Here is a 25,604-nt window from a genome sequence, read left to right as displayed (position 1 = left end):
GAGGTTTGGGTCTAGAGGAGACGGTGATTTTGCGAGAGCAAATGGCGCTTTTGAAGGCCAGTCTGCCTCAAGAGGAGCATGATCAGGTAGATCTACTGCTTAGTGGTCAGCGGTTCAAGGGACGTACGGCTTTATTGCGACGCTTGAGGACATTGGGGGAGTAGTTAATTTCTTCGTTCATTATATGCTATGTCAAAAATCAACTGACTATTTCGATATTATCAATCTCCTTAGCTAATATAATGATAAGGAGGTTTTTATATTGTGTCACTTATCTTATTACTGCGTCATATAGTTGACGGTTGTATGCGTGAATTGCTATTATTTATTACCATTATTTATTTTACTTTGGCACATTTTTAGTTGCTTATTTGGCTGTAAGTGTTATAATAGTTTTTGTAGTTAGCACTCTTGTTTATAGAGTGCTAACAAAAAATGATTGAAGATATGAATGGAGGTATATCAATGTTGAAACCTTTAGGCGACCGTGTGGTCGTAACTTTTGATGATGTTGCTGAAAAATCAGTGGGGGGCTTTGTTTTAGCAGGTAGTTCTCATGAAGCGACTCAGGCAGCCACTGTTGTAGCTATCGGTCAAGGAGTACGTACTCTTACTGGCGATTTAGTGACACCAAGTGTGGCAGTTGGAGATCGTATTTTAGTAGAAAATGGCTCAGCTATTAAGGTCAAAGATGGCGAACAAGATGTCTCTATTGTTAGAGAATCAGATATTGTAGCGATCGTAGAATAAAGAAAAAGAAAGGAGATAGGGCTGGTTCGTATGGATTCTAACGAAATACGAGCTAGGGCTGGCTGCAAAAAGATCATCTTTTTTAAGCGCTAGGCGTCGTTAACAGGTTTTCGATTTTGCTATTGTCCGCCTGACGCCCTTTATATCTTAAATTATGGCAAAAGACATTAAATTTTCATCAGATGCCCGTGAGAGTATGGTTCGCGGTGTCAATATATTAGCAGATACAGTAAAGGTGACATTGGGGCCTAAAGGGCGTAATGTTGTGCTTGAAAAGGCTTTTGGCTCACCATTGATTACAAATGATGGTGTCACAATTGCTAAAGAAATCGAGTTGGAAGATCATTTTGAAAATATGGGAGCTAAGTTGGTTTCTGAAGTAGCTTCAAAGACGAATGATATTGCCGGTGATGGAACGACAACAGCCACTGTCTTGACACAAGCTATTGTTCGTGAAGGATTAAAAAATGTAACAGCAGGAGCCAATCCAATTGGGATCCGTCGTGGTATTGAGAAAGCTGTCTCAATAGCTGTAGAAGAATTACAAGCAATTGCACAGCCTGTTTCAGGAAAAGAGGCTATCGCTCAAGTAGCTGCAGTATCATCACGTTCTGAAAAGGTCGGAGAGTATATTTCTGAAGCTATGGAGCGAGTTGGTAATGATGGGGTTATTACCATCGAAGAATCCCGTGGTATGGAAACAGAGCTTGAAGTTGTAGAAGGCATGCAGTTTGACCGTGGGTACTTATCACAATACATGGTGACTGATAATGAGAAAATGGTCGCAGATCTTGAGAATCCTCTGATTTTGATTACAGATAAGAAAATTTCAAATATTCAAGACATCTTGCCACTGCTTGAAGAAGTTCTCAAAACTAATCGCCCTCTTCTTATCATTGCTGACGATGTTGATGGTGAGGCATTACCAACCCTTGTTCTTAACAAAATTCGCGGAACCTTTAATGTTGTCGCGGTTAAAGCACCTGGATTTGGTGACCGTCGTAAAGCCATGTTAGAAGATATTGCTGTCTTGACTGGTGGTACAGTCATCACTGAGGATCTTGGACTGGAGCTTAAAGATGCGACAATGACGGCTCTTGGACAGGCTGCAAGAATTACCGTCGACAAGGATAAGACTGTTATTGTTGAAGGTTCTGGCGAAGCTCAAGCGATTGCTAATCGTGTCAACCTGATTAAGTCTCAATTGGAGACAACAACTTCAGAATTTGACCGTGAAAAATTACAAGAACGTCTTGCTAAGTTAGCAGGTGGCGTGGCTGTTATCAAAGTCGGTGCAGCTACTGAAACAGAACTCAAGGAAATGAAACTTCGTATTGAAGATGCCCTCAATGCGACACGTGCAGCCGTTGAAGAAGGCATTGTAGCAGGTGGAGGTACAGCACTTGTTAATGTGGTTGAAAAAGTCGCTGCTTTAGAGCTTGAAGGTGACGATGCCACTGGACGTAACATTGTTCTTCGTGCTCTTGAAGAGCCAGTTCGTCAAATCGCTTACAACGCTGGTTATGAGGGTTCAGTGATTATTGATAAGCTCAAAAATAGTCCACTTGGTAAAGGTTTTAATGTTGCTAGTGGGGAGTGGGTTGACATGATTGAAACAGGGATCATTGATCCTGTCAAAGTCACACGCTCAGCCCTTCAAAATGCAGCTTCGGTTGCTAGTCTTATTTTGACCACTGAAGCTATTGTAGCTAATAAGCCAGAACCAGCTGCACCCGCTATGCCTTCAGGAATGGATCCGATGGCTGGCATGATGTAAGTCTAAACCCAAACGTTTATAAAGTTATTGACAGAGCGTGAGAAAGATCAAGTTGATTTTTCTTGCGTTTTTTCCTTGCTTAAAAAGCTAAAAATCTTATTCTAAGAGAGATTTGATGAGTATTTTGACTTGCGATAAATCGCTTTCTCTAGTGCTTGTAGCTTATTTTGACAATCTTTCCAGGTTCTGATGGCTCTAGATTGATATGTCCTAAGAGCAGTTAGCGTTTGCAATTACAGTGAAAATAGTGTAGAATAAAAGTGTTGAAAGGTTAATTGACGTCTATGTTAGTTAATAATTTCACAATAATTAAGGGGAACAAACCCCATTAGCATTATTTATTTGATTTTTAATAAGGAGGAAATCACAAATGACAGTTAAAGTTGGTATTAACGGTTTTGGTCGTATTGGTCGTCTTGCATTCCGTCGTATTCAAAACGTAGAGGGTGTTGAAGTGACACGCATCAATGACCTTACAGATCCAAACATGCTTGCTCATCTTTTAAAATACGATACAACACAAGGTCGTTTTGACGGTACTGTTGAAGTTAAAGACGGTGGCTTTGAGGTTAACGGTAAGTTTATTAAAGTTTCTGCTGAACGTGAGCCAGGAAACATTGACTGGGCTACAGATGGTGTTGAAATCGTTCTTGAAGCTACAGGATTCTTTGCTTCTAAATCAGCAGCTGAGCAACACATCCATGACAATGGTGCTAAAAAAGTTGTTATCACAGCTCCTGGTGGAAACGATGTGAAAACAGTTGTTTTCAACACTAACCACGACATTCTTGATGGAACTGAAACCGTTATCTCAGGTGCTTCATGTACGACAAACTGTCTTGCTCCAATGGCAAAAGCTCTTCATGATAACTTTGGTCTTCAAAAAGGTCTTATGACAACTATCCATGGTTACACAGGAGACCAAATGGTGCTTGACGGACCACACCGTGGAGGTGACCTTCGTCGTGCTCGTGCAGCAGCAGCTAATATCGTTCCTAACTCTACAGGTGCTGCAAAAGCTATCGGTCTTGTTATTCCAGAACTTAATGGTAAACTTGACGGTGCTGCGCAACGTGTTCCAGTTCCAACAGGTTCTGTAACGGAATTGGTTGCAACTCTTGGTCAAAACGTATCTGTAGATGATGTTAATGCTGCGATGAAAGCTGCAGCTAATGATTCTTATGGTTACACAGAAGATCAAATCGTTTCTTCAGACATCATTGGTATGTCATTCGGGTCATTGTTTGACGCAACTCAAACAAAAGTCCTTGAAGTTGACGGTGAACAATTAGTGAAAGTTGTTTCATGGTACGACAACGAAATGTCATACACTTCACAACTTGTTCGTACTCTTGAGTACTTCGCTAAAATTGCTAAATAATAATCATCATAAAAAGGCTTTTTGTCAACTAGAGTCAATGATGGCTAGCTAATATTTAGAGAGAATCATTTTGGTTCTCTCTTTTATGATATTTTTGAGAACTTATGCTATGACAAAATAGAAAGATTGTGAGATTTGATCACATCATAGATTTGTTTTTACTGAGGAGTGAGGATGGCTCTTGCAAATAGTTGACACTAGTGACACAGTTGCTATAATGATAGTATCAAAGGATTTTAGGAGGTATTTTTGTTTATGGTATTTATCTTTCTCACTATTTTTGTTTTACTCATAATCATTACAGTGCTTGTCAGTACCCTTTACGTGGTTAGACAACAGTCGGTTGCTATTATTGAACGTTTTGGTAAATATCAAAAAATTTCCACAAGTGGTATTCATATTAGATTGCCATTTGGGATTGATAGGATAGCAGCACGTGTGCAGTTACGCTTGTTGCAAAGTGATATTATTGTTGAAACCAAGACAAAAGATAATGTATTTGTCACTCTTAATATTGCGACACAATACCGTGTTAATGAGCAAAATGTTATCGATGCTTATTACAAGCTGATGAAGCCAGAAGCTCAAATCAAATCTTACATTGAGGATGCCCTTCGTTCATCAGTTCCTAAGTTAACATTGGATGAATTATTTGAGAAAAAAGACGAAATCGCTCTTGAAGTACAACATCAAGTGGCTGAAGAAATGTCTACTTACGGCTATATCATTGTGAAAACCTTGATCACTAAGGTTGAGCCCGATGCCGAAGTCAAGCAATCGATGAATGAAATCAACGCCGCTCAACGTAAGCGTGTGGCTGCTCAGGAATTGGCCGAAGCAGATAAGATCAAAATTGTTACTGCTGCTGAAGCTGAGGCTGAAAAAGATCGTCTACACGGTGTCGGTATTGCCCAACAGCGTAAGGCAATTGTCGATGGTCTCGCAGTTTCCATCCAAGAACTCAAAGAGGCTAATATTAGTTTGAATGAACAAGAAATCATGTCTATTCTTTTGACCAATCAATACCTTGATACGCTCAATACCTTTGCCTTGGGTGGCAATCAGACGATTTTCTTACCCAATACACCAAATGGTGTGGAGGATATTCGCACCCAACTTCTATCAGCTCTTAAGGCTAATCAATAAGGTAAAAAGAGGATGTGGTCGTATCAGTTGATGATTATTGTTACTCTTTTGAACATTTTTAGATAACAAAAGAAACCAGAACCTTGTTCTAGTTTCTTTTTGATAGTATTAGTTGCTTTTACCTCTGCGTTTAAAGTCGTGAATAATTTTGAGAGCACGTTTGCGTGTCTTGATATTGGGACTTTTAAGACGACGATAGGCTGATGAAAGATCTGTTTTTTCTGCCATAGTTATTTCTCCTTAATAAAATGATAACTACTTAATGATAACACAAAATAGTTAACTGGTAAAGTATTTTGTGATAATGCTTAAAGATAAAAAAGAATGGTATAGCTTACTTGTAGTGCGAATATTGAAACTCAAAAGTAAGAGCAATAGTCAGGTAAGATTGGAAATGTGAGAGGAACATTGATAAGCTCTTCTCAGTTACTGCTAGGGTTTAATTTGTGGTTATTTAGACTGAATAAAGACGAGGTCAGGATATAAAAGTCCTAACCTCGTTTGGTTTATGTTAAGAAGCGTTTTAAGAATGCTTTGGTGCGTTCTTCTTGTGGGTTTTCAAAGATATCTTGTGGTGTGCCTTCTTCAGCAATAACCCCTTTATCCATGAAGATAACACGGTCTGAGACGTCACGTGCAAATGCCATTTCATGAGTGACAATAATCATGGTTAAGCCTGATTTCGCTAAGTCTTTGATGGTTTCAAGGACTTCAGCAACCATTTCAGGGTCAAGTGCAGAAGTTGGCTCATCAAACAAGATAGCTTCTGGATTGACTGATAAAGCACGGGCAATCGCCACACGTTGCTTTTGCCCACCAGATAATTGACTTGGACGGGCTTTCCAGTAGCGCTCACCCATACCGACTTTCTCAAGGTTTTCTTTGGCGATGCTTTCAGCTTCAGTACGACTACGTTTTAAGACAGTTGTCTGTGCCACGATAGCATTTTCTAAAACATTGAGATTATCAAAAAGATTAAAGGATTGAAAAACCATACCGAGTTTTTCACGGTAAGCTGTCAGGTTATAGCTTTTTTCTAGCACGTTCTCACCACGGTAGATAATAGAGCCGTCAGTAGGTTTTTCTAATAAGTTAATTGAGCGAAGGAAGGTTGACTTGCCTGAACCAGATGAGCCGATAATAGAGATCACTTCACCCTTATTGATGCTTAGTGAGATATCTTTTAGGACTTCATTGTTACCAAAAGATTTTTTTAACTGCTTGATTTCTAAAATAGGATTAGTCATGTGCCACCTCCTTAACTTGCATTTGGTTAGCACCAGTAGTGTAGGTATCAACATCCATGCGACGCTCAATCAATCGTAAGATACGCGTTACAGTGAAGGTTAATACGAAGTAGATAATAGCAATAACCGTAAAGGTTTGGAAATATTGGTAAGTCTGTGTTGCGACCGTATTACCCGAGAAGTAGAGTTCGACAACTGAGATAACATTCAACACAGAGGTGTCTTTGATATTGATGACAAATTCGTTACCAGTTGCAGGCAGGATGTTACGAATAACCTGTGGCAAGACAATCTTTTGCATGGTTTGATGATGACTGAAGCCAAGAGCTGTAGCGGCTTCAAATTGTCCCTTATCAACAGCAAATATACCGCCTCGAACAATCTCGCTCATATAGGCTCCTGTATTGATTGACACGATAAAGATGGCTGCTAAAGTACGATCGAGAGAGAGGCCAAATGCTTGGGCTGTTCCGTAGTAAATCACCATTGATTGCACAATCATAGGTGTTCCACGGAAGATTTCGATATACAGATTAAGCAGGTAACCAAAAAGTTTTTGCAATAGGGCAAGTGCTTTATGGCTTGCTTTAGGTGCTGTACGGTAAACACCAATTAAAAGACCAATGATAGTACCGATGATGGTTCCTAGGATTGAAATCAGTAGGGTGACGCCAGTTCCGCGGAGCAACTGTTTCCAGTTGTGTTGGATAATATGAATCACTTGGGCTAGGAAACTGGTTGAAGCCCCTTCGTCATTATCTGAAGGTTGTCCAGCAATCATGCGATCCATTAGTTGAATACGCTCGCTTTCAGGGATGGTAGCAAGAACCTGATTGACCTGAGCTAGACGCTCGTCTCCTTTTCGCATCCCAACAGCCGTAGCAGCATTAGATGCGTCTACTTCAAAGCCTGGTTTTAGAACAACCATCTTGAACTTGCTATTAGCTTCTTCAGCAGTAAGAGCCTCTGGTCGTTCAGAGATATAAGCATCAATGACTCCTGAAGAAAGGGCTTGACGCATTTGAGAGAAATCCCCCATTGGGGTTTGTGGGTTAGCGCCCTCTAAGGCTGGCAAGAGCTCCACATGCCAAACGCCTTGTTGAGCAGTGACTTTGGCTCCCTTGAAATCAGTAATGGTTTTAGCTTTGGCATAATCACCGTCTTTGTTAACAACGATAACTGGCTCACTAGTATAGTAACTGTCTGAGAAGGCAATTTCTTTTTGACGCTCCTCGGTAGGACTCATACCAGCAATGATCATATCAATTTTTCCCGAGGTTAGAGCAGGTAGCAGACCTTCCCACTTTGTCTTAACAACGAGGAGTTTTTTACCCATACTTTTGGCAATCTTTTGTGCGATTTGGACGTCGTAACCATTGGCGTATTGGTTAGTGCCATCAATGGGAGCAGCCCCATTTGATTTATCCTCTTGTGTCCAGTTAAATGGGGCATAGGCAGCCTCCATCCCGACACGCAAGTAGTCATCTGCCTGTGCTCGTGTGACCCCTCCAAATAGGAGAAGTAGAGCTGCTAGACAGCTTAATAAGATTTTTTTCATCAAAAACCTCCTCAATTTTTATGGTGATTTATCCATTTTACAAGAAAGATAAGAATATTGCAATAGTAAATTTTCAAAAAATAATAATTATTCAGACTACTATTGCTTGCCCTATTTTTCCGTAAGAATCCTTAAAACTAAACAAGAAAGATAGCGGAATATCAAAAAAAAACTCCCCCCAACGTTTTGCGTGACAGATTTATCACGAGCTACTATGAGGAGAGTTTAGTTATCAGTTTTGGTTTATTTTTTTCGGACTTTTTGACTGATCAGTTGTATCAGGGTTGGTAGTTTAACGATTTTATCATTACCAATTTTGGAACGAGCAATTTTGAGAATTTTGCCAGAGTCTTTGGAGGAAAAAAGAAACTTCCCTTTGTCGGTGAAGACCTCAAAATGCCGACTGATTTTTGTTCTATTGACATTAGCACCGATTTGCTCAATGCTAGTCCATGGAATTTGAATATAATCTTTAACATTACGATCGTTGTAGTATTCTAAGGCAACGTCACCAATCAGAAATTTGCCGACTTTTCCTCCCATGCCTAGATAGGAGACCCCTGTGGTGTGTAGTAAAACTTCTTTATTTAATGATTGAACCATAAGTACCTTTCTAGCTGAAGATAGATGTGTCTTTAAGTGGACCATTTAAAACATACTGTTTATTACGAGGCTGATCCAGAAGCCCAGTTTTTAAAGCATTTAGAAAATAGACTTAATCAAACGAGGTCTTATCCTCATAATGAAAAGAAGCTGGATGAGTTATTCCAGCCCCTCTTATATTACATGATTCCTGTCAAGCGAGCAAGAACACCAATAACAAATAGTCCGATAATCATAGTGATAGGTGATACTTTTTTCTTAAGTAACCACATACAAACGAATGTTAGAACTAATCCCATTAAACCAGGGATTAACGAATCTAGCTGTGCTTGAAGCGTATTGGTTTTTTCAGGTGTCAAGCTAAGTCCTGATAGGGCTTGTCCTAAGATACCTTGGAGTTCTGGTCCAGTGACGTTACCTTGAGGGAATTCAACATAAGCTCCTTCGGCTAATTTTGTTGCAGGAAGTTTGTAAGCAAATGTGATCGATACCCAACGTTGCACAAGGACAGCCAAGATGAACATTCCAAGAATAGAAGCTCCTTTGGTAATGTCTTGGAGGATACCACCAGATAGGTCTTTAGTGATTTCTTTACCAGATTTATAACCAAACTCTTGAGTGTACCATAGGAAGGCCATTCGAATAGCATTCCAAGCAACGAAGAAGATAATAGGCCCCATTATATTTCCTGCTTGCGCAAGTGAAGCACCAAGCGCACCAAGGATAGGACGAACCGTAAACCAGAATACTGGGTCTCCGATACCAGCAAGTGGTCCCATCATACCAATTTTAACCCCTTGGATAGCGGCATCATCGATGTCAGTACCATTTGCTCTTTCTTCTTCAAGTGCAAGTGTTACCCCGATAATAGGTGCAGCAACATAAGGGTGGGTATTAAAGAACTCCATGTGACGGCTAAGAGCAGCAGCACGGTCTTCTTTGTTAGGGTATAATCTCTTAATAGCTGGAACAAGTGAGTAAGCCCAGCCTAAGTTTTGCATACGCTCGTAGTTCCAAGAACCTTGAAGGAATGTCGAACGCCACCAAACTTTTTGGCGATCTGCTTTGGTTAATTTAATGTGATTTTCAGTCATTTTTAAGCACTCCCTTCTTAATAGTCTTCTAGGATGTCGCCGATAGGATCCATTGATGTTGATCCACCGCTGTTACTATTCCCACCTTTTTTAGAAAGGTTAAGGTAGATAAAGGCAATGGCCACACCGATAGTACCAAGGGCAATCAAAGTGAGGTCGCTGATGGCTGCTAGTGCAAAACCAAGAGCAAAGAATGGCCATACTTCACGAGTTGCCATCATGTTGATTACCATAGCGTAACCTACAGCAACAACCATACCACCACCGACAGCCATACCGCCTGCTAACCAGTCTGGCATTGCTTCAAGAGCTGATTTTACAGACTGTGTTGGGATAGCAAGAAGAAGGGCAGCAGGAATGGCAATACGCAATCCTTGAAGGAGTAGAGCGATAAAATGAGCTCTCTCAAGAGCACTGATATTGCCTTCAGCAGCAGCCTTGTCACCAGCATGAACAAGACCGACTGAGATTGTACGAACAATCATGGTAAGGAAAAGTCCAGCAACAGCCAAAGGAATAGCAGTCGCTGTTGCTACTGAGATACCTTGAGGAGTAAAATCGCCACCTTTTACCATGATAATGGCAGCAGCAACGGCTGCCAAGGCAGCATCGGGAGCAACAGCAGCTCCGATATTAGCCCAACCAAGGGCAATCATTTGTAGGGATCCACCAAGAATAACACCTGCCGTCAAGTTACCGGTAACAAGACCAATAAGAGTACATGCGACAATTGGTTGATGGAATTGGAATTGGTCGAGGATACCTTCAAGACCTGCAAAGAAGGCGACCACTACGACCAAAATAGCAGAAATAAGTGTAATATCTGACATTTTGATATCCTTTCAATCATTAAAAAGTGTGATTACGTTAATGTAATCAGTTATGTAAGGTTATGAGTATGAGTTATAGGCTACTTATTTGACGTTCGCTTTATTGATTAAGTCAAAGAGATTTTTCTTCGAGTCATTCGGCACTTTACGCACATCAAATGCAACACCTAAATCACGTAGTTTTTCAAAGGTAGCCACATCCTCTTTGTCCATTGACAAGACGTTGTTAACCATGGTTTTACCAGTTGAATGAGCCATAGAACCGATATTGAGTTCTTTAATTGGCACACCACCTTCGATAGCACGAAGAGCATCTTGAGGTGTTTCAAATAAAATCAAAGCCTGTGTATTCCCAAAGCGAGGGTCTTTTGCAGCCTCAACCAATTTTGAAATAGGAACAACATTAGCCTTCACCCCACCTGGTGCAGCTTGCTTAATCAACTGTTTACGCAAATCATCTTTAGCAACGGTATCAGATGCGACAATGATACGATTGGCTTTAGAAGCTGGTGTCCAGTTGGTAGCGACTTGTCCGTGAAGGAGACGCGTGTCCACACGTGCTAAATTGATCTTAAGTTGTCCGTCACCAATAACAGTCCCTGGAGGGATAGCGCCTTTTGGTGTGGTGGCAACTTTTTCTGTTGCAGAAGCTTCTGTCACAGGGTTGAGTGACTCTGGAAGGGCCTTGACACCTTCTTTAGCTTCTTTGATAATATTTGCAGCAATTTGTTCAACACCTGCTGTCGCATCCATCATGCGCTCAGTGTAGGCTTGAATCAACATTGGCAAATTAAGACCAGTGATGATAGCAAACTTGCGATCAGGGTTTTCACCCATAATACGACTTGCTTGGTTAAATGGAGAACCGCTCCATAAATCAGCAAGCACAAGAATGTCATCATCAGCATCAAATTGAGCGATAGCATTGCTAAAATGTGCGTATAAATCGTCTGGACCTTCGCTTGGCATGAAAGTAACAACTTGTACTTTCTCTTGTTCACCAAAAATCATCGAACCAGATTGATGAATACCTTCAGCAAATTTACCGTGGCTGGCAATTATAATACCGATACCCATTCGTGTTCTTCCTCCTATTTTGTTATTTTTTTAGGATAAAAAAGAATCTCTCCAGATATGGCCTAACGGCACTCTTTCTTATCCCAAAAATTAAGAACACTTAATTGTAAAACGTTTTCAGCTAAAATGCAAGCCTATTTTTAAAAAAGATTTTAAAAAAATGACCAAAAATGTAAAAATAGTGGTGTTCTGCTTAAAAATAAAAAGACCAGAACTTTCGTCCCAGCCTCTTAGTGTATTAAACGCGTTCAACTTTCCCTGATTTAAGGGCACGTGTTGAAGCCCAAACTTTTTTCGGTTTACCATCGATAAGAACGGTAACTTTTTGAAGATTTGGTTTTGCAGTACGTTTTGTTTTGTTCATCGCGTGTGAACGGTTATTGGCTGACATGGTCTTACGACCTGTAAAATAACATACTTTTGCCATTTCGTGAATTCCTCCTAGGTAGAATATGTTTGGATGTGCTAGCACCACATACTTTACTATTGTAGCAAAAGACAAAAAATAATACAAGTCATTTGTATCAAGTCATTTTGATGTTTTGTTCTTGGAGGTTTATTATGTGATATTATTCTCATTCTTTGCAAAAGAGGTTGGTTTTTTCCTGCTATTTATGTTAAACTAGTAAATGTAATGGGGAGTCGCCCCAAAAATATAGAGGAGGCCTTTATAATGGCAATCGTTTCAGCAGAAAAATTTGTCCAAGCAGCTCGTGACAACGGCTATGCTGTCGGTGGATTTAATACTAACAACCTTGAGTGGACACAGGCGATCTTGCGTGCAGCAGAAAGCAAAAAAGCTCCGGTTCTTATCCAAACATCAATGGGTGCTGCCAAGTATATGGGTGGTTACAAGGTATGTCAAGCTATTGTTGCTAACCTTGTAGAATCAATGGGAATCACAGTGCCAGTAGCACTTCATCTTGACCATGGTCACTACGAAGACGCCCTTGAGTGTATCGAAGTTGGCTACACGTCAATCATGTTTGATGGCTCACATCTTCCGATTGAAGAAAACCTTGAAAAAGCTAGAGAAGTTGTTGCTTTGGCACATGCTAAGGGTGTTTCTGTAGAGGCTGAAGTTGGTACTATTGGTGGTGAAGAAGACGGCATTATCGGTACTGGTGAATTAGCTCCAATCGATGAGGCTAAAGCTATGGTTGAAACAGGTATTGACTTCTTGGCAGCTGGTATTGGAAATATCCATGGTCCTTATCCAGAAAACTGGGCAGGTCTTGACCTTGATCACCTCAAAAAGTTGACAGATGCTTTACCTGATTTCCCAATCGTTCTTCACGGTGGGTCAGGGATTCCTGATGAACAAATCCAAGAAGCTATTCGTCTTGGTGTTGCTAAAGTAAATGTTAACACTGAAAGTCAAATCGCTTTCTCAGATGCAACACGTGCCTTTTCACGCGCTTATGACGCTGATGAAGCTGGTTACAACACTAAAAAACTCTTTGACCCACGTAAATTCTTGGCAGATGGTATGAAAGCTGTTCAAGCAGCTGTTGAAGAGCGTATTGATGTTTTTGGATCAGCTGATAAAGCTAAAGCTTGCAACTGTTCACATCAATAATTGATACATTTGGTGTTATGAAGCAATGGTCTTCATGACCAAAAAATTCCCTTTAAAAGTAGATAAAGGCTGGGCAATGAGCCCAGTCTTTTAGTTAGAAAACATCATATGATGTAGCCCTTGCTTGCTTATTTTGTTTGCTTGATAAGTATCCAAGCTGACTTAACGTATCATGAGAAAGTCAAATATACTAAAAAACACCTGCTTCCCTTATTTTTGGGAGCCAGGTGTTTTGCTTAACAAGCCGTTTGTCTGCCTGTTGTTACTCAACTACTTGAAAACTTAGTGGCGTTTGTGTTGCTTGCCAGCGTTACGTTTTGAGTTGGGCTGATTTTTTTCTAACATGCTAGTAGCTGTTGGTGTCACATCTTTAGGTGATGAGGTAGCAGATTTAAAGGCTTTTGGAGGATTTTTGGCAAATTCTTCTTCAACTTTTTGACGCAAATGTGGTTTAATCAGGTAAGTCGTTAGTAACTGTTGAGCAATAGCGAAGAAACCACCGACAAGCCAGTAAAGGGTTACACCAGCAGGAGATGAAAAACCAAAGAAGGCCATCATCAGTGGCATTGAGTACATGGCTGTCTTCATCTGAGCGCGTTGTTCTTCAGGAACAGCTGCCATTGAAAGCCAAGATTGGAAGAAATAGAGGGCTACGATAATAGCTGTTAGTGGTAAATCAGGCTTATCAAGGGCAAACCAAAGGAAATGTGAACCTTGGATGCCATGTGTGTAGCGTGCGGCAAAATAGAGGGCAGAAAAGAAGGGCATTTGAATAAGGAGTGGCAAACAGCCAATACCACCAAACATGCTCACGCCGTACTGGCGTTGTGCTGCCATAAAATCAGTTTGAGCAGCCAGTTTCTCTTCTTGAGTGGTCGCAGTTTTCATGCGTTCTTGAATTGGTCCCAGATAAGGCTTTAAGTAAGCCATCTTCTCAGACTGGTAGGCTGCCTTTTGAGCTTGATACAGACCAAGTGGTAAGATGATCAAACGCACGATAATCGTCACGGCAATAATCCCTAATCCAAAACCTAGCCCTAAGTCATTGGCAAAGTATTGAATAACTTTTTCCATAGGTCTACCAATAGTCTCCCAAACAAGACCGACTGGCTTACCGTGTTCTGTTCGTACACAGCCAGATAAGACTAATAATACCGTTAATCCTAATCCAGCTAGGCGTAGTGGTTGATTTGATTTTTTCACAGTTAATATCCTTTAATCATTTTGTAATACTTATCTATTCTACAGTTTTTTAAAGATTTTCTCAATACTTCTGCTGTTTTAATTTTTAATCATTGATTCGAAAATCATTGAAATCTTTAAATTGTGCCATTTGAACGTCTACATAAGTCACGTGGCTCAGGCGTGAGGGACCTTTTCGGATAGCTTGGATGAATCTCGCTATTTTTGAGGCATCATCTGATTGGGCAAGAATCTCGACGGTGCCATCCTCATTGTTCCAGACCCGTCCTTTAATGTCTCCAATTTCTTTGGCAAGAGCATTAGTAGTATAACGAAAACCAACGCCTTGAACCCTACCTGACACTATCATACGTATTTTTTTCATGCTGTTTCTCCCTCCAACATCATTTGACCTTTAGGCTATTATACCCTAAAGTGAGATGAAAAGTTAAATTGACAGTCAGGCTTTAGGTTTAAAGCAGTATGATGACCACTTTTTTCTTGAGGAGTTTTTAGGCTGCTCTTTGCTGAAGGACTAGGGCAGAACATGTTATAATGGAGTATAGTTGTCTATTAACCATCAAGATAAGAGAGTATTGCTTGATTTTGAGGCACTTTAGCAATGCTGGTGTTTCAAAGGACTAATCAACAAAAACCGAGATAGATAAGGAATTATGATGAATCAAAAGGATAGAGCCGCTGTGGAAGCCATGGAGGCCAAGTATGACAGCCTTAGCCCCAAACTCGATAAAGTTAGAGATGCCCTAGAGGACTTTCAAAAACACTACGCAGACTATGTGACTTTAAGGGATTTTTATGGTAGTACGGAGTGGTTTAGGCTATTTGAAGAGCCTCATGCGGATATCAAATGTGGTGTGCTTAGCGAGGATCAACTTTACAACGTTGTCCTTGAGCATAATGAGCTTTTAGTGGCTTTGCTGGATTTATCAGCGCAAATGTCTCGAAACATGTGATACTAAAATCCCCAAAAAATAATGTGAAATGAGGACCATAAATGACAATCATAAGGTCAAAAGCCAACCCGTTGATTAAGAAAACCAAACAATTATTACAAAAAAAACATCGTAAGGACTCGTATTTGATTGAGGGCTGGCATCTTTTTGAGGAAGCTCAACAATCAGGAGCCATTTTTCGTCATATCTTTGTCTCGGAAGAAAAGTCAGGTCTTCTGATTGAAAGACCCGAACGAGTCTTGGTTTCTGAGGCTGTTTTAAAGGAGATTTCTGATGCTCCTACGCCTCAAGGCATTGTAGCTGAAGTCATCTTGACTCAAGTAGACTTGCCTGACTTTAAGTCAGGACGCTACCTGGTTTTAGAGGATGTTCAAGATCCTGGCAATCTAGGAACTATGATCAGAACGGCAGATGCGGCAGGTTTGGATGGTGTGATTTTATCGGATAGGTCCGCAGATTTGTACAATCCAAAAACCCTGCGCTCGATGCAGGGTAGCCATTTTCATCTCCCTATTTTTCGCTCATCGCTGCCACCAATTTTTGAACAAATGAAGACCGCGGGTTTACCCATCTTGGCGACGACCTTATCTGGATCTTCTGTTAACTACTTGAATTTAGAAAATTTTGAAGCTTTTGCTCTTGTTATGGGAAATGAGGGTCAGGGTATTAGCCATGAGACAGTGAAGATGGCAGATCAGTTGGTGCATATTAATATGCCTGGACAGGCCGAGAGCCTCAATGTTGCTGTTGCCGCTGGCATAGTGATTTTTAGCTTACTTTAAAGCGATATGGTATAATAGAGCTTAGGAGAGGTGATTGTTATGAAAAACTATGAAAAAGATACTGAGTTTATGAAATTGGTTGGGCATTTGATTAGGCACCCACGTTTTCAAAAACTTGATAGTATCGTCCAACATCACCATTCGACACGTATGGAGCATTCGATCAATGTGGCTTACACGAGTTATAAAATTGCTCGAAAGCTTGGCTGGGACAAAGAAAGCACAGCAAGAGGAGCTCTCTTGCATGATTTCTTTTATTATGATTGGCGCGTGACCAAGTTTAATAAGAGTCATGCTTGGGTTCACCCTCGGATTGCTGTTCGTAATGCCAAGAAGTTAATATCGCTTAATAAAAAAGAAGAAGACATTATTCTTAAGCACATGTGGGGAGCAACGCTTGCTTTTCCTCGCTATAAAGAGTCTTATATTGTGACCGTGGTTGATAAATACTGGGCGGTTATGGAAGCCACGATTCCCATGCGCCGTAAACTCAAAAAGCCCATTCGTTTAACTCGCAAATTCTTAGGAAGTCACAATCGTTAATTTAGAAAAAGAGGATAAAAAAGATGAATAATCATGTTATTGACACGGCATCACAGAGCGGTCTATCAGCCTTCTTTGCCAAAATTTATAGTCTTGTTGGTATGGGGATTGGTCTATCGGCCTTTGTTTCTTGGTTGATGCTTTACCCTTTTCAGGCTAATCTGATAAGGATTATGATTGAGCATTCATGGGTTTATATGGGGGCTTTCTTCATCGAATTAGCTTTGGTTTTCTTGGCATCAACAGCTGCTCGGAAAAACACAGCGGCGGCCTTACCCTTATTTTTGGTTTATTCAGCTTTGAATGGCTTTACACTTAGCTTTATCATTGCTCAGTATGCACAGACAACGGTACTTCAGGCTTTTATCAGCTCTGCTCTTGTTTTCTTTGTTATGGCTGGTATTGGGATAACCATCAAAAAAGATTTGTCAGGTATGGCAAAGGCTTTGACAGCAGCTTTGATTGGGATTATCATCGCAGTTCTTGTGAACCTATTTATCGGCAGCGGTCTAATGAGCTTGCTGATTAGTCTTGCTTCAGTTTTGGTATTCTCAGGCCTTATTGCCTATGACAATCAGATCATCAAACAAGTCTATCAACAAACACAAGGCCATGTCCAAGATGGTTGGGTGATAGCAATGGCACTTCGTCTGTACTTGGATTTTATTAACTTATTCTTAAACTTGTTGCGTCTTTTTGGACGTCGTGATTAAAGAGTCAAAAATCATTTAACCTAAAGTTACACTTTTGATAGAGACTGGGCAAACGCTCGGTCTTTTAAATTGTTTCTCGTAACAATCGTTTGATGCTTAAAAAGCATCAAGCAAGACTAAACGTCATCAAAGATAGACTGGTCTATAAACTGGTTTTGAAAAACAAAAGAGCTGAGGCTTTTTGCTTCAGCTCTTAAGGACAACTTTATCTTTTCTTCAGTCCAAGATAGCGTTTATACCAAATATTAACGTAAGCGTTTGAAAATGGGCCTTTGTGATTGTCAATCCAATCTACTAAAATTTTGACATTCTCTTTGAGAATGAAATCAATATCAGCCGAGTAGTGCATGTCTCGCTTATGCCTCTTGTACTCTTCAACGTCAAGCAGTTTTTTTTCACCATCTGTAAATACCTTGATATCTAAGTCATAATCAATATATTTTAAGGCTTCTTGATCCATGACGTAGGGACTGGCAAGGTTACAATAGTAAGAAATACCATTTTCTCGAATCATTGCGATGATATTAAACCAATATTTTTGGTGGAAGTAGACAATAGCAGGCTCACGGGTTACCCAACGTCGACCATCGTTCTCTGTTACCAGAGTATGATCATTGACGCCAATAACCGCATTTTCAGTTGATTTGAGTACCATCGTATCACGCCAAGTGCGGTGCAAACGACCATCATGTTTATAACTTTGAATTGTAATAAAGTCGCCTTCTTTTGGTAATTTCATGGCAGTTGTCTTTCTACAATTTTCTTGTCTTTATTAGTTTATCATAATTGTCAGAAAAAAGCACTTGGTGACGAACTGATCATGCTTACAAATAATCTCTCAAAGCCTGTGCAATCGCATCAAAGTCATAACCTTTACGAGCCAGCGCTTGTGTCAGGCGTTGTTTGAGGTCGTAACCATCGTATTTTCGGCTGTACTTACGGTATTGCTTATCCAGCTCTTGGGCAATCAGATCTTCTTCAGCCTCCTCGTCTTTCTCAAGCTCAAGGTCTTCAATCGCGATTTTGGCTTCTTGGTAGGAAAATCCTTTATAAGTCAGACTTTGGCTGAGCTTGTCTTTGAGGGCTTTAAAAGCTAGTTTGCCATCATACTTGCGTAAGAGTTTTTGAGCCACACGAAAGGCTAGCTCTGTGAAATCATAGTCAGCTAAAACGGCATCAATGATACTGCTAGACACCCCTTTTTGCAGGAGTTTTTGCTTGAGTACAAACGCTCCCTTATCACCGCTAGAGAGGTTTTGCTCAACCAAAGCAGTGGCAAACTGCTTATCATCAATCCACTTATCAGACTTGAGATTGTCAAGAACTTTATCAATGATAGCACCATCAATCTCATGTTTATAGAGGTAGTCGCTAACCTCTTTTTGCGTTCGCTGCTTGAAAGACAAAAAATAGAGAGCCAGATTTTTCCCATAAGAAAATTGGGCAAACTGTCGAATATCATCAAGTTTCTTTTCAGAAAGTGCCATCCCCTTACTCAACATAAAGCGTACAATGGTATCTTCTGTAATATAAAGTCTTTCTTTCTCGTCAATTTCTAACAAATAAAGACGTTTTTTCTTTTCAATTTTTGTGATTTTCATGGCTAGCCTCCAAAAGCTTCGTGCGCCGCAACAATTCTTACTTTATCCTAGTCAATCTCTTGCCTAGAGTAGCTGTCAAGAAAGCTATCAATGTATTTCTTGTCACCTAAGTTATAGTCAATAGACCAAATAGCCCAAAAAATATCAATATGCTTCTCACTATAGCCAGAAAGTCCCCAGTCAATGAAAGTTGAGAAGGTTTGGCTGTCTTTTAAAATGATGTTGGGTAGACAGGCATCACCATGAATGAAGGCATTCTTTTCTAAAAGGTGTCCTTGGTTTTGTACCAGCTTGAAGGCCTCATCTTTACCTGAAATCTTAAGAAGTGGAAGTAGTGCCTTTTTGTAGAAGACACCATTTTGATAGTTGATTTTCGCATGTTGACGATAAGTAGTCAGAAGGTTACTATTTGGAAAATCTTTTGGGTTTAACTGATGGAGTTGGTGTAATGCTTTTCCTAAAATCGTGCAGACGGATTCGGGGTGATCTAAAAAAGACGTTGCAGCAGAACCGATAGCTGCCCTTGTTAAAAGGTAGTCTTTGTCTGCACTGATATAATCAATCACCTCAACTCCCAAGTGATGATGGTAAAACCACTTGCTCAATTCGGCTTCTTTTTCTAATGCTCCTTTGGTATCAATTTTTAAAAAGTAATCATCACCAACTTTTAACACCAGAGCCCCTGAATGAGATGAAACATCAAAGAGAGTCTTATTTTTAAGGTATTGATGAAGATTTTTAGGTGTTTTATGGATGTTTAGGGAGAATCTGCTATTTTTCATGCTTTTATTATAGCAAAAATGGTAAAATAGAAACAAAGTTTAGCTGAAAGAGGAATTGGGATGCGTGACAAGGAAAATGACAAAATTGTGGATTTGAATGATTATTTGGCTGAGAAGGATTTTGAAGAGGTTTTACAAAGTGAGTTAGCAGGTTTTTCTGATGAAGAGTTAGATGAACTCTACGATGATTTAGCATTTGGTCAGGAGTTTGAGGAAGAGTTACAAGCTGAAGAGGCAGCGCTTGCCAAAGAGACGATTCAACGTTTAAGAACTTTGGCAAAAAAAGAGTCCGAAGGTCGGCTATCTTGGCTGGCTTCTCAACCAATTGGCTGGAGTCATCTGGAGGAGCGACCTTACCTATCCGATAAAATGGAGTTGGCGATCCTCTATAAGCAAAACGGTTTGTACCAAAAGGCACTAGATCACTTGCTTGAGATCTACAAATATGATGCTAATGATAGCTTGGGAACACGCTATGAAATAATGGCACTCTATGTCTTGATGTCAAGGCATGATGAGCTAAAGGCTTTTTATGCTAGTAAAGCTGATCATCAAAATGATTTGATGATGGCTATTCCTCATATGATTTCTGGTATTTTGGAAGGTCAAGAAGATGCTGTTAAGGACGAGCTAGATAAGTGGTTGCCGATTGTGGATGGTTTGTTTGAATTGTGCAGTCGTTTGACCTTGCCCATGGAAGAGATCGTGGAAGCTGCTTCTTTAGAGTCCTATCAAGCTAATAGTTTATCAGCTGTTTATGTTTCTTTGAGTAGTTTATTAGCGATACTGATACCATCTGCTCACTACATTATGTCAGTGTTCCATCAACTATTAGAGATCGAAGAACCACCTTTGATTGAAACCTTACACATCTTTAATAGTATCCAATTAAACACCTTAACAAACTTTGGGATCAGGTATGTGTCTGACATTGCGGAGTGGTCAGAGGAAGAATTTTCAGCCATTCCCAATATTGGTAAAGCAACCATTGTCAAATTAAAAGAGAAAGGAGTGGCTTTTCACTCTTGAGTTCTTTACAAATCAAGCAACGGATTCCTTTGAAGATAAAACGCATGGGGATCAACGGCGAGGGGATTGGTTTTTATCAGAAGACCCTGGTCTTTGTCCCAGGCGCTTTAAAGGGGGAGGAAGTTTTTTGTCAGGTAACCTCTGTCAAGCGTAACTTTGTTGAAGCCAAGCTTCTTGATATCAATAAAAAGTCTAAGTTTCGTGTTGTGCCAGAGTGCCCTATCTATGAAGCTTGTGGTGGCTGTCAAATCATGCACCTTCGTTATGACAAACAGTTGGATTTCAAGGTAGATTTACTGAAACAAGCGCTTAAAAAGTTTAAACCTAGAGGTTTTGAGCATTATGAGATTCGTCCAACCTTAGGGATGGATAAGCCGAAACATTACCGGGCGAAGTTGCAATTTCAGACCCGCTCTTTTGGCGGTTCTGTCAAGGCAGGGCTTTATGCTGAAGGAAGCCATAGACTTGTTTCTCTGGAAGATTGCTTGGTGCAGGACCAGCTGACCCAAGCCATTATCAATAAGATTACCCATCTCTTGGATAAACACAAAGTACCTATCTACAATGAGCGCAAAATCCAAGGGATTCGGACAGTCATGGTTCGTAAGGCGAAAGCCACCGACCAAGTTCAAATCATCTTTATATCGAGTAAGTGGGTCAATCTGACGGCTCTTATCAAGGATTTGACAACAGCCTTTTTGCAAATCAAAACAGTTGCTTTTAATCTCAATCCCTCAAAAACCAGTGAGATTTATGGCGCAAAAACGGAGATTCTTTGGGGTCAGGATGCTATTGACGAGGCAGTTTTGGATTATGGTTTTCAACTGTCTCCAAGAGCATTCTATCAGCTCAATCCAGAACAAACAGAAGTGCTCTATGGCGAAGCTGTTAAAGCTCTTGATGTTAGTTCAGAAGACCACTTGATTGATGCTTATTGTGGGGTTGGAACGATCGGATTTGCCTTTGCAGACAAGGTTAAAAGCGTGCGCGGGATGGATATTATCCCAGAAGCTATCGAAGATGCCAAAGTAAATGCGCGTCGTATGGGTTTTGACAACACCCACTATGAAGCCGGAAAAGCAGAAGAAATCATTCCAAAATGGTACAAGGAAGGCTACCTGGCAGATGCGCTTGTTGTGGATCCACCAAGGACTGGCTTAGATGATGCCCTTCTCAAAACGATTATCAAATACCAGCCGAAAAAAATGGTTTACGTCTCTTGTAACGTCTCAACCTTGGCGCGTGATTTAACGCAACTAACAAAAGTCTATGACGTTGACTATATTCAATCAGTGGATATGTTTCCGCATACGGCAAGGACTGAAGCTATAGTAAAGCTAATCATCCGAGCAAATAGTGAAAAGACCAAGGGTTAGCTTGCCTGTAATGTCTCTTGAAGGGTTCTAGCCTTAAAGGTATTTCTTGCTGATCATACAAAAAAACAGCTACCGGCTGTTTTTTTATCGCTGTGTTATTATGTTGAGGCAATCACTTCGGCACCGCCCATGTATGGACGAAGCACTTCTGGAATGGTGACAGAGCCGTCTTCATTTTGATAATTTTCAAGGATAGCTGCGACGGTACGACCGACCGCAAGACCTGATCCATTGAGCGTATGGAGGAGTTTGACCTTGCCGTCAGCTTCGTCACGGTAACGGATTTGCGCACGACGGGCTTGGAAATCCTCGGTGTTTGAACATGACGAAATTTCACGGTAAGCATTTTGCGCAGGAATCCAAACTTCTAGATCGTAAGTTTTAGCAGCTGAGAAGCCCATATCTCCAGTACAAAGAGCTAAAACGCGGTATGGTAGCCCAAGTTTTTGCAAAATACTTTCAGCATTGGCTGTCATTTCTTCTAACTCATTGTAAGACTCTTCTGGCTTAGCGAATTTAACCATTTCAACCTTATGAAATTGGTGGAGACGGATGAGGCCACGTGTGTCACGGCCGGCTGAACCAGCTTCAGAACGAAATGAAGGGCTCATAGCTGTGAACTTGATTGGCAATTCTTTGCCGTCAATAATCTCGTTACGATAGTAGTTGGTAAGGGGGACTTCAGCTGTTGGGACAAGAACGAATGGACGCTCTTCATCGTTGATTTCAAAGGTATCTTCCTTGAATTTTGGATAATTACCAGTTCCAAACATAGAATCACGATTGACCATGTAAGGGGTGATCATTTCTTGATAGCCCTCTTTGATGTGTTCGTCTAGCATAAAGTTGTAGAGCGCACGCTCCAAACGAGCCCCTAAGTTGCGATAGAAGAGAAAACGACTGCCTGTTACTTTTGCTCCACGTTCCCAATCAAGAATGCCTAAGTCTTCTCCAAGCTCCCAGTGAGCTTTTGGCTCAAAGTCAAAGTCACGAGGTATTCCCCAACGACGAACCTCAACGTTTTCATCCTCATCAGAGCCTACAGGAACAGAGTTGTGCGGTGTATTTGGCAAAATATGAATGATGGCTTGTAGCTTTTCATCAATCTCAGCTAGCTCAGCATCGACAGCTTTGATGTCAGCAGATACCTTTTTCATGGCAGTGATTTGCTCTGAGGCATCCTCTTTATGGCGTTTAGCTTGCGCAATTTTGTCAGAAGCCAGGTTGCGGTCAGCTTTTAGCGTTTCAGATTGTACCAAAAGGTCTCGGCGCTTAGCATCCAAATCTTTCAAGGTGTTTAAGGTCTCAGTATCAACCCCACGAGTGGCTAATTTTTTGGCAATAGCATCAAAATCATTTCGAATGCGTTTGATATCTAACATAATATTCCTCCTAGTTGCTAGAAAAAAAGCACAATCTGTCTTATTTGTTGGAGCGCTTTTGGCGCGGTTCCATCCAACTTCACAGATTGTGCACTTAATGGTTATGATTACTTATCTTTACTCAACCAAAAGGACTTTAGACGAGGTGATGAATCTCAAGCTACTACTGAGATTTACCAAACCAAGTCAAGACCTTATTTTTTGGATAGTTAAAGCGTGTTAACGGTAGAATTTCATAAGACTAAAGGGTCTGCTCACAGCAACCGCAGACTTTCTGGACAGTTAGTCGTATTACTTATCCGTTGGCATTATTATATCAAAAAAGCAGACCAGATGTAAACCATGAATCGTTTGACTCTTTTTAGGTCTCCTAAATCAATTTCAGGAACTCTTTTGGTTCAAGTTTTGTTCAAGTTTTGTTATAATGGAGACGATAATTAAAAACTAAAGGGGTTATAATGCTGATTATAGATGTTTTAAAAGCGATTGTTTATGGTATTGTAGAGGGGATAACAGAATGGCTACCTGTTTCAAGTACAGGACATCTCATTCTCATTCAAGAATGGTTGACCTTTAAACAACCCAAAGCCTTTATTGACATGTTTAATATTGTTGTTCAACTAGGAGCTATTTTAGCGGTAATTGTGCTCTACTTTGAGCGCTTGAATCCTTTTCAAGCTGGCAAAACAAGTCGTGAAAGACAGCTGACGTGGCAACTGTGGCTGAAAGTGGCTATCGCTTGTGTGCCTTCTGTTTTGGTTGCTTTGCCATTTGATGATTGGTTTGAGAAGCGTTTTAACCACATGTTTCCAGTATCGATAGCTTTGGTGATTTATGGTTTTGCCTTTATTTGGATTGAGAGGTATCGTTTTGGTAAATCTCCCGAGGTGACCCACTTAGCAAAAATGTCTTATCGTACAGCCTTTTTAATTGGTCTTTTCCAGGTACTTGCTATTGTACCAGGGACGAGTCGTTCAGGAGCGACGATTTTAGGAGCTATTATTTTGGGGACCAGTCGCTCGGTTGCAGCGGACTTTACCTTTTTCCTAGCGATTCCGACCATGTTTGGCTACAGCGCTTTAAAAGCCTTGAAATTCTTCATTGATGGCAATGCTCTTCAGCCATCTCAGGTTTTAATTCTTCTAGCAGCCAGTGCAACAGCTTTTCTGACGAGTTTACAGGTGATTCCATTATTGACCAACTATGTCAAGAAACATGATTTCACTATCTTTGGTAAGTATCGTATTGCCCTTGGGGGGACCTTAATTCTCTATACGCTTGCTAAAATAGTTATTTTTTAGTTTCTTTCATAGTATAGGTAGTTACCTTCAAAACAGCAATATCAGGCATCTAATAATTTGTCTGGAAAAGTTATCAAAAAACAAACGATTTTACTTTCTGAGCGATAGAAAAGTAGAACCGTTTGTTTTTGATGTTTTATATTTGTAAGCCAAAACGTGATTTTGAATCCTGCGATTATGTAACAAATGTTATTAGGAAGCGTTTAGTGAACCTACTTAGCTGACATTACTTATTGTCAAAGGTATAGGTTGGTGTTGCGTCTTTTGATGGGTATTTTGTCATTTTAGGGAAGGTAATCATCGTCTTAGACTCACGAACCATTTCTTCTGCAGCATGGATACGTTCTGAGACTTGCTCTTGGATCGCTGTAAATCCACTCATATCAAGTGATTCAATCTCAGCTAGATAACCTTTGAGAACTTCACGTAACTCCGTTTTGAGGAGGTCACCTTGGCGACGCATGATGTTTTCTGCTTCAGAGACACGCTTGATAGATTTCTCAAAGTTAGCCAGACGCTCTTGGGCAATTTCTTCCAGCTCAGCTGTCATTGTGGCAGACTTACTTTCGGCTTCTTGAATGATAGCTTTAGCCATCAATTTAGCATCGATCAATGCTTCGTTAATAGAAGCCTCTCGATTTTGGTATTTATAAAGTTTATTTTCCAAATCAGCTGTGGCTTTATTTTCTGCAGCTAGCTGATTTTCAAGATCAGAGATTCGTTTTTCTAGTTGATCAAATTGCACATCAACATCATATCTGGAGTAACCTCCGAAAAAACTGGTCCTAAAGCGACTCATAATCATCCTCCTAAATTTGTTTCAGTATAATATCTAAGCCATTTTACCACAAAGCTGTGTTAAAAGCAATCAGATTTTCTTGATAAATAACTCACATC

The 25,604-nt window shown here is 40.4% G+C and carries 27 protein-coding genes; 12 read left to right on the top strand and 15 right to left on the bottom strand.

The features are described 5' to 3' along the window. The first annotated feature begins 465 nt into the window (after positions 1 to 465). From groES to ACMZ6Z_RS06795, 4 genes are all read left to right on the top strand, one after another. Positions 466 to 750 carry a co-chaperone GroES gene (groES, locus tag ACMZ6Z_RS06810; protein WP_416131823.1) on the top strand — a complete coding sequence of 95 codons (285 nt, stop codon included), beginning with the start codon at positions 466 to 468 and terminating at the stop codon, positions 748 to 750. A 154-nt stretch (positions 751 to 904) separates the two neighbouring features. Continuing rightward, positions 905 to 2,527 (top strand): chaperonin GroEL, encoded by a 1,623-nt coding sequence (groL, locus tag ACMZ6Z_RS06805; protein WP_416131822.1) that lies wholly within the window; start codon positions 905 to 907, stop codon positions 2,525 to 2,527. A gap of 370 nt (positions 2,528 to 2,897) precedes the next feature. Next, positions 2,898 to 3,908 carry a type I glyceraldehyde-3-phosphate dehydrogenase gene (gene gap, locus ACMZ6Z_RS06800; protein WP_416131821.1) on the top strand — a complete coding sequence of 337 codons (1,011 nt, stop codon included), beginning with the start codon at positions 2,898 to 2,900 and terminating at the stop codon, positions 3,906 to 3,908. Between the two features lie 249 nt (positions 3,909 to 4,157). Next, a complete protein-coding gene (locus tag ACMZ6Z_RS06795; protein WP_416131820.1) occupies positions 4,158 to 5,054 on the top strand; it encodes an SPFH domain-containing protein in 897 nt (298 codons plus the stop codon). A 108-nt stretch (positions 5,055 to 5,162) separates the two neighbouring features. Here ACMZ6Z_RS06795 and ACMZ6Z_RS06790 read toward each other — a convergent pair whose 3' ends face one another. The 8 genes from ACMZ6Z_RS06790 to rpmB form a co-directional block, all read right to left on the bottom strand. Beyond that, entirely contained in the window at positions 5,163 to 5,282 is a 120-nt protein-coding gene (locus tag ACMZ6Z_RS06790; protein ID WP_017768991.1) for a putative metal homeostasis protein, read from the bottom strand. Between the two features lie 278 nt (positions 5,283 to 5,560). Further along, positions 5,561 to 6,301 (bottom strand): amino acid ABC transporter ATP-binding protein, encoded by a 741-nt coding sequence (locus ACMZ6Z_RS06785; RefSeq protein ID WP_416131819.1) that lies wholly within the window; start codon positions 6,299 to 6,301, stop codon positions 5,561 to 5,563. Next, positions 6,294 to 7,859 carry an ABC transporter substrate-binding protein/permease gene (locus tag ACMZ6Z_RS06780; protein ID WP_416131818.1) on the bottom strand — a complete coding sequence of 522 codons (1,566 nt, stop codon included), beginning with the start codon at positions 7,857 to 7,859 and terminating at the stop codon, positions 6,294 to 6,296. Before ACMZ6Z_RS06780 ends, ACMZ6Z_RS06785 begins: the two co-directional genes overlap by 8 nt. A gap of 243 nt (positions 7,860 to 8,102) precedes the next feature. Beyond that, a complete protein-coding gene (locus ACMZ6Z_RS06775) occupies positions 8,103 to 8,462 on the bottom strand; it encodes a DUF956 family protein (protein ID WP_416131817.1) in 360 nt (119 codons plus the stop codon). A gap of 179 nt (positions 8,463 to 8,641) precedes the next feature. Next, the gene (locus ACMZ6Z_RS06770) at positions 8,642 to 9,556 is read right to left on the bottom strand and encodes a PTS system mannose/fructose/sorbose family transporter subunit IID (RefSeq protein WP_416131816.1); all 915 of its coding nucleotides are present in this window, start codon (positions 9,554 to 9,556) and stop codon (positions 8,642 to 8,644) included. Between the two features lie 17 nt (positions 9,557 to 9,573). Further along, positions 9,574 to 10,386 (bottom strand): PTS mannose/fructose/sorbose transporter subunit IIC, encoded by an 813-nt coding sequence (locus ACMZ6Z_RS06765; RefSeq protein WP_416131815.1) that lies wholly within the window; start codon positions 10,384 to 10,386, stop codon positions 9,574 to 9,576. 84 nt (positions 10,387 to 10,470) lie between these two features. Beyond that, positions 10,471 to 11,463: a PTS sugar transporter subunit IIB gene (locus ACMZ6Z_RS06760; RefSeq protein WP_416131814.1), complete on the bottom strand. Its 993-nt coding sequence runs from the start codon at positions 11,461 to 11,463 to the stop codon at positions 10,471 to 10,473. Positions 11,464 to 11,701: 238 nt separating this feature from the next. Continuing rightward, a complete protein-coding gene (rpmB, locus tag ACMZ6Z_RS06755; RefSeq protein WP_416131813.1) occupies positions 11,702 to 11,890 on the bottom strand; it encodes a 50S ribosomal protein L28 in 189 nt (62 codons plus the stop codon). 246 nt (positions 11,891 to 12,136) lie between these two features. Here rpmB and ACMZ6Z_RS06750 point away from each other — a divergent pair, with 246 nt between their 5' ends. Beyond that, entirely contained in the window at positions 12,137 to 13,042 is a 906-nt protein-coding gene (locus ACMZ6Z_RS06750; RefSeq protein WP_416131812.1) for a class II fructose-bisphosphate aldolase, read from the top strand. A 282-nt stretch (positions 13,043 to 13,324) separates the two neighbouring features. Here ACMZ6Z_RS06750 and yidC read toward each other — a convergent pair whose 3' ends face one another. Continuing rightward, entirely contained in the window at positions 13,325 to 14,245 is a 921-nt protein-coding gene (yidC, locus tag ACMZ6Z_RS06745) for a membrane protein insertase YidC (protein ID WP_416131811.1), read from the bottom strand. 85 nt (positions 14,246 to 14,330) lie between these two features. After that, positions 14,331 to 14,609, bottom strand: a complete 279-nt coding sequence (locus ACMZ6Z_RS06740; RefSeq protein WP_416131810.1) for an acylphosphatase — start codon at positions 14,607 to 14,609, stop codon at positions 14,331 to 14,333. Positions 14,610 to 14,901: 292 nt separating this feature from the next. Between ACMZ6Z_RS06740 and ACMZ6Z_RS06735 the strand changes: the two genes are divergently transcribed. From ACMZ6Z_RS06735 to ACMZ6Z_RS06720, 4 genes are read left to right on the top strand one after another with little or no spacing between them, the layout of a single operon-like run. Continuing rightward, entirely contained in the window at positions 14,902 to 15,198 is a 297-nt protein-coding gene (locus tag ACMZ6Z_RS06735; RefSeq protein ID WP_416131809.1) for a DUF4298 domain-containing protein, read from the top strand. A gap of 41 nt (positions 15,199 to 15,239) precedes the next feature. After that, positions 15,240 to 15,980 (top strand): TrmH family RNA methyltransferase, encoded by a 741-nt coding sequence (locus ACMZ6Z_RS06730; RefSeq protein ID WP_416131808.1) that lies wholly within the window; start codon positions 15,240 to 15,242, stop codon positions 15,978 to 15,980. A 39-nt stretch (positions 15,981 to 16,019) separates the two neighbouring features. After that, positions 16,020 to 16,523 (top strand): HD domain-containing protein, encoded by a 504-nt coding sequence (locus ACMZ6Z_RS06725; RefSeq protein WP_416131807.1) that lies wholly within the window; start codon positions 16,020 to 16,022, stop codon positions 16,521 to 16,523. A 23-nt stretch (positions 16,524 to 16,546) separates the two neighbouring features. Then, positions 16,547 to 17,236: a Bax inhibitor-1 family protein gene (locus ACMZ6Z_RS06720; RefSeq protein WP_416131806.1), complete on the top strand. Its 690-nt coding sequence runs from the start codon at positions 16,547 to 16,549 to the stop codon at positions 17,234 to 17,236. 205 nt (positions 17,237 to 17,441) lie between these two features. Here ACMZ6Z_RS06720 and ACMZ6Z_RS06715 read toward each other — a convergent pair whose 3' ends face one another. From ACMZ6Z_RS06715 to ACMZ6Z_RS06705, 3 genes are all read right to left on the bottom strand, one after another. Beyond that, positions 17,442 to 17,975 carry a DUF402 domain-containing protein gene (locus tag ACMZ6Z_RS06715; RefSeq protein ID WP_416131805.1) on the bottom strand — a complete coding sequence of 178 codons (534 nt, stop codon included), beginning with the start codon at positions 17,973 to 17,975 and terminating at the stop codon, positions 17,442 to 17,444. Between the two features lie 85 nt (positions 17,976 to 18,060). Then, entirely contained in the window at positions 18,061 to 18,837 is a 777-nt protein-coding gene (gene recX / locus ACMZ6Z_RS06710; protein ID WP_416131804.1) for a recombination regulator RecX, read from the bottom strand. Between the two features lie 47 nt (positions 18,838 to 18,884). Further along, positions 18,885 to 19,619: a phosphotransferase gene (locus ACMZ6Z_RS06705; RefSeq protein ID WP_416131803.1), complete on the bottom strand. Its 735-nt coding sequence runs from the start codon at positions 19,617 to 19,619 to the stop codon at positions 18,885 to 18,887. A gap of 60 nt (positions 19,620 to 19,679) precedes the next feature. Between ACMZ6Z_RS06705 and ACMZ6Z_RS06700 the strand changes: the two genes are divergently transcribed. Beyond that, positions 19,680 to 20,648, top strand: coding sequence for a hypothetical protein (locus tag ACMZ6Z_RS06700; protein ID WP_416131802.1), 969 nt, complete (start codon positions 19,680 to 19,682; stop codon positions 20,646 to 20,648). Next, positions 20,645 to 22,024, top strand: a complete 1,380-nt coding sequence (gene rlmD / locus ACMZ6Z_RS06695) for a 23S rRNA (uracil(1939)-C(5))-methyltransferase RlmD (protein ID WP_416131801.1) — start codon at positions 20,645 to 20,647, stop codon at positions 22,022 to 22,024. The genes ACMZ6Z_RS06700 and rlmD overlap by 4 nt, the downstream gene beginning before the upstream one ends. 98 nt (positions 22,025 to 22,122) lie before the next feature. Here the strand turns inward: rlmD and serS are convergent, their stop codons facing one another. Beyond that, entirely contained in the window at positions 22,123 to 23,406 is a 1,284-nt protein-coding gene (gene serS, locus ACMZ6Z_RS06690; protein WP_416131800.1) for a serine--tRNA ligase, read from the bottom strand. A gap of 458 nt (positions 23,407 to 23,864) precedes the next feature. On the opposite strand from serS, the gene ACMZ6Z_RS06685 reads away from it, so the two are divergent. Then, on the top strand, positions 23,865 to 24,707 hold the full coding sequence (locus tag ACMZ6Z_RS06685; RefSeq protein WP_416131799.1) for an undecaprenyl-diphosphate phosphatase: 843 nt from the start codon (positions 23,865 to 23,867) through the stop codon (positions 24,705 to 24,707). 226 nt (positions 24,708 to 24,933) lie between these two features. On the opposite strand, the gene ACMZ6Z_RS06680 is transcribed toward ACMZ6Z_RS06685, so the two are convergent. Further along, complete coding sequence (locus ACMZ6Z_RS06680) at positions 24,934 to 25,506, bottom strand: DivIVA domain-containing protein (RefSeq protein WP_416131798.1); 573 nt, start codon at positions 25,504 to 25,506, stop codon at positions 24,934 to 24,936. Between the last annotated feature and the right edge of the window lie 98 nt (positions 25,507 to 25,604).

It is taken from the genome of Streptococcus pluranimalium (assembly GCF_047785705.1).
GTDB classification, from domain to species: Bacteria; Bacillota; Bacilli; order Lactobacillales; family Streptococcaceae; genus Streptococcus; species Streptococcus pluranimalium_A.
The sequence above is the reverse complement of the archived record's forward strand: the minus strand, read 5'-3'. Positions and strand labels throughout refer to the sequence as shown.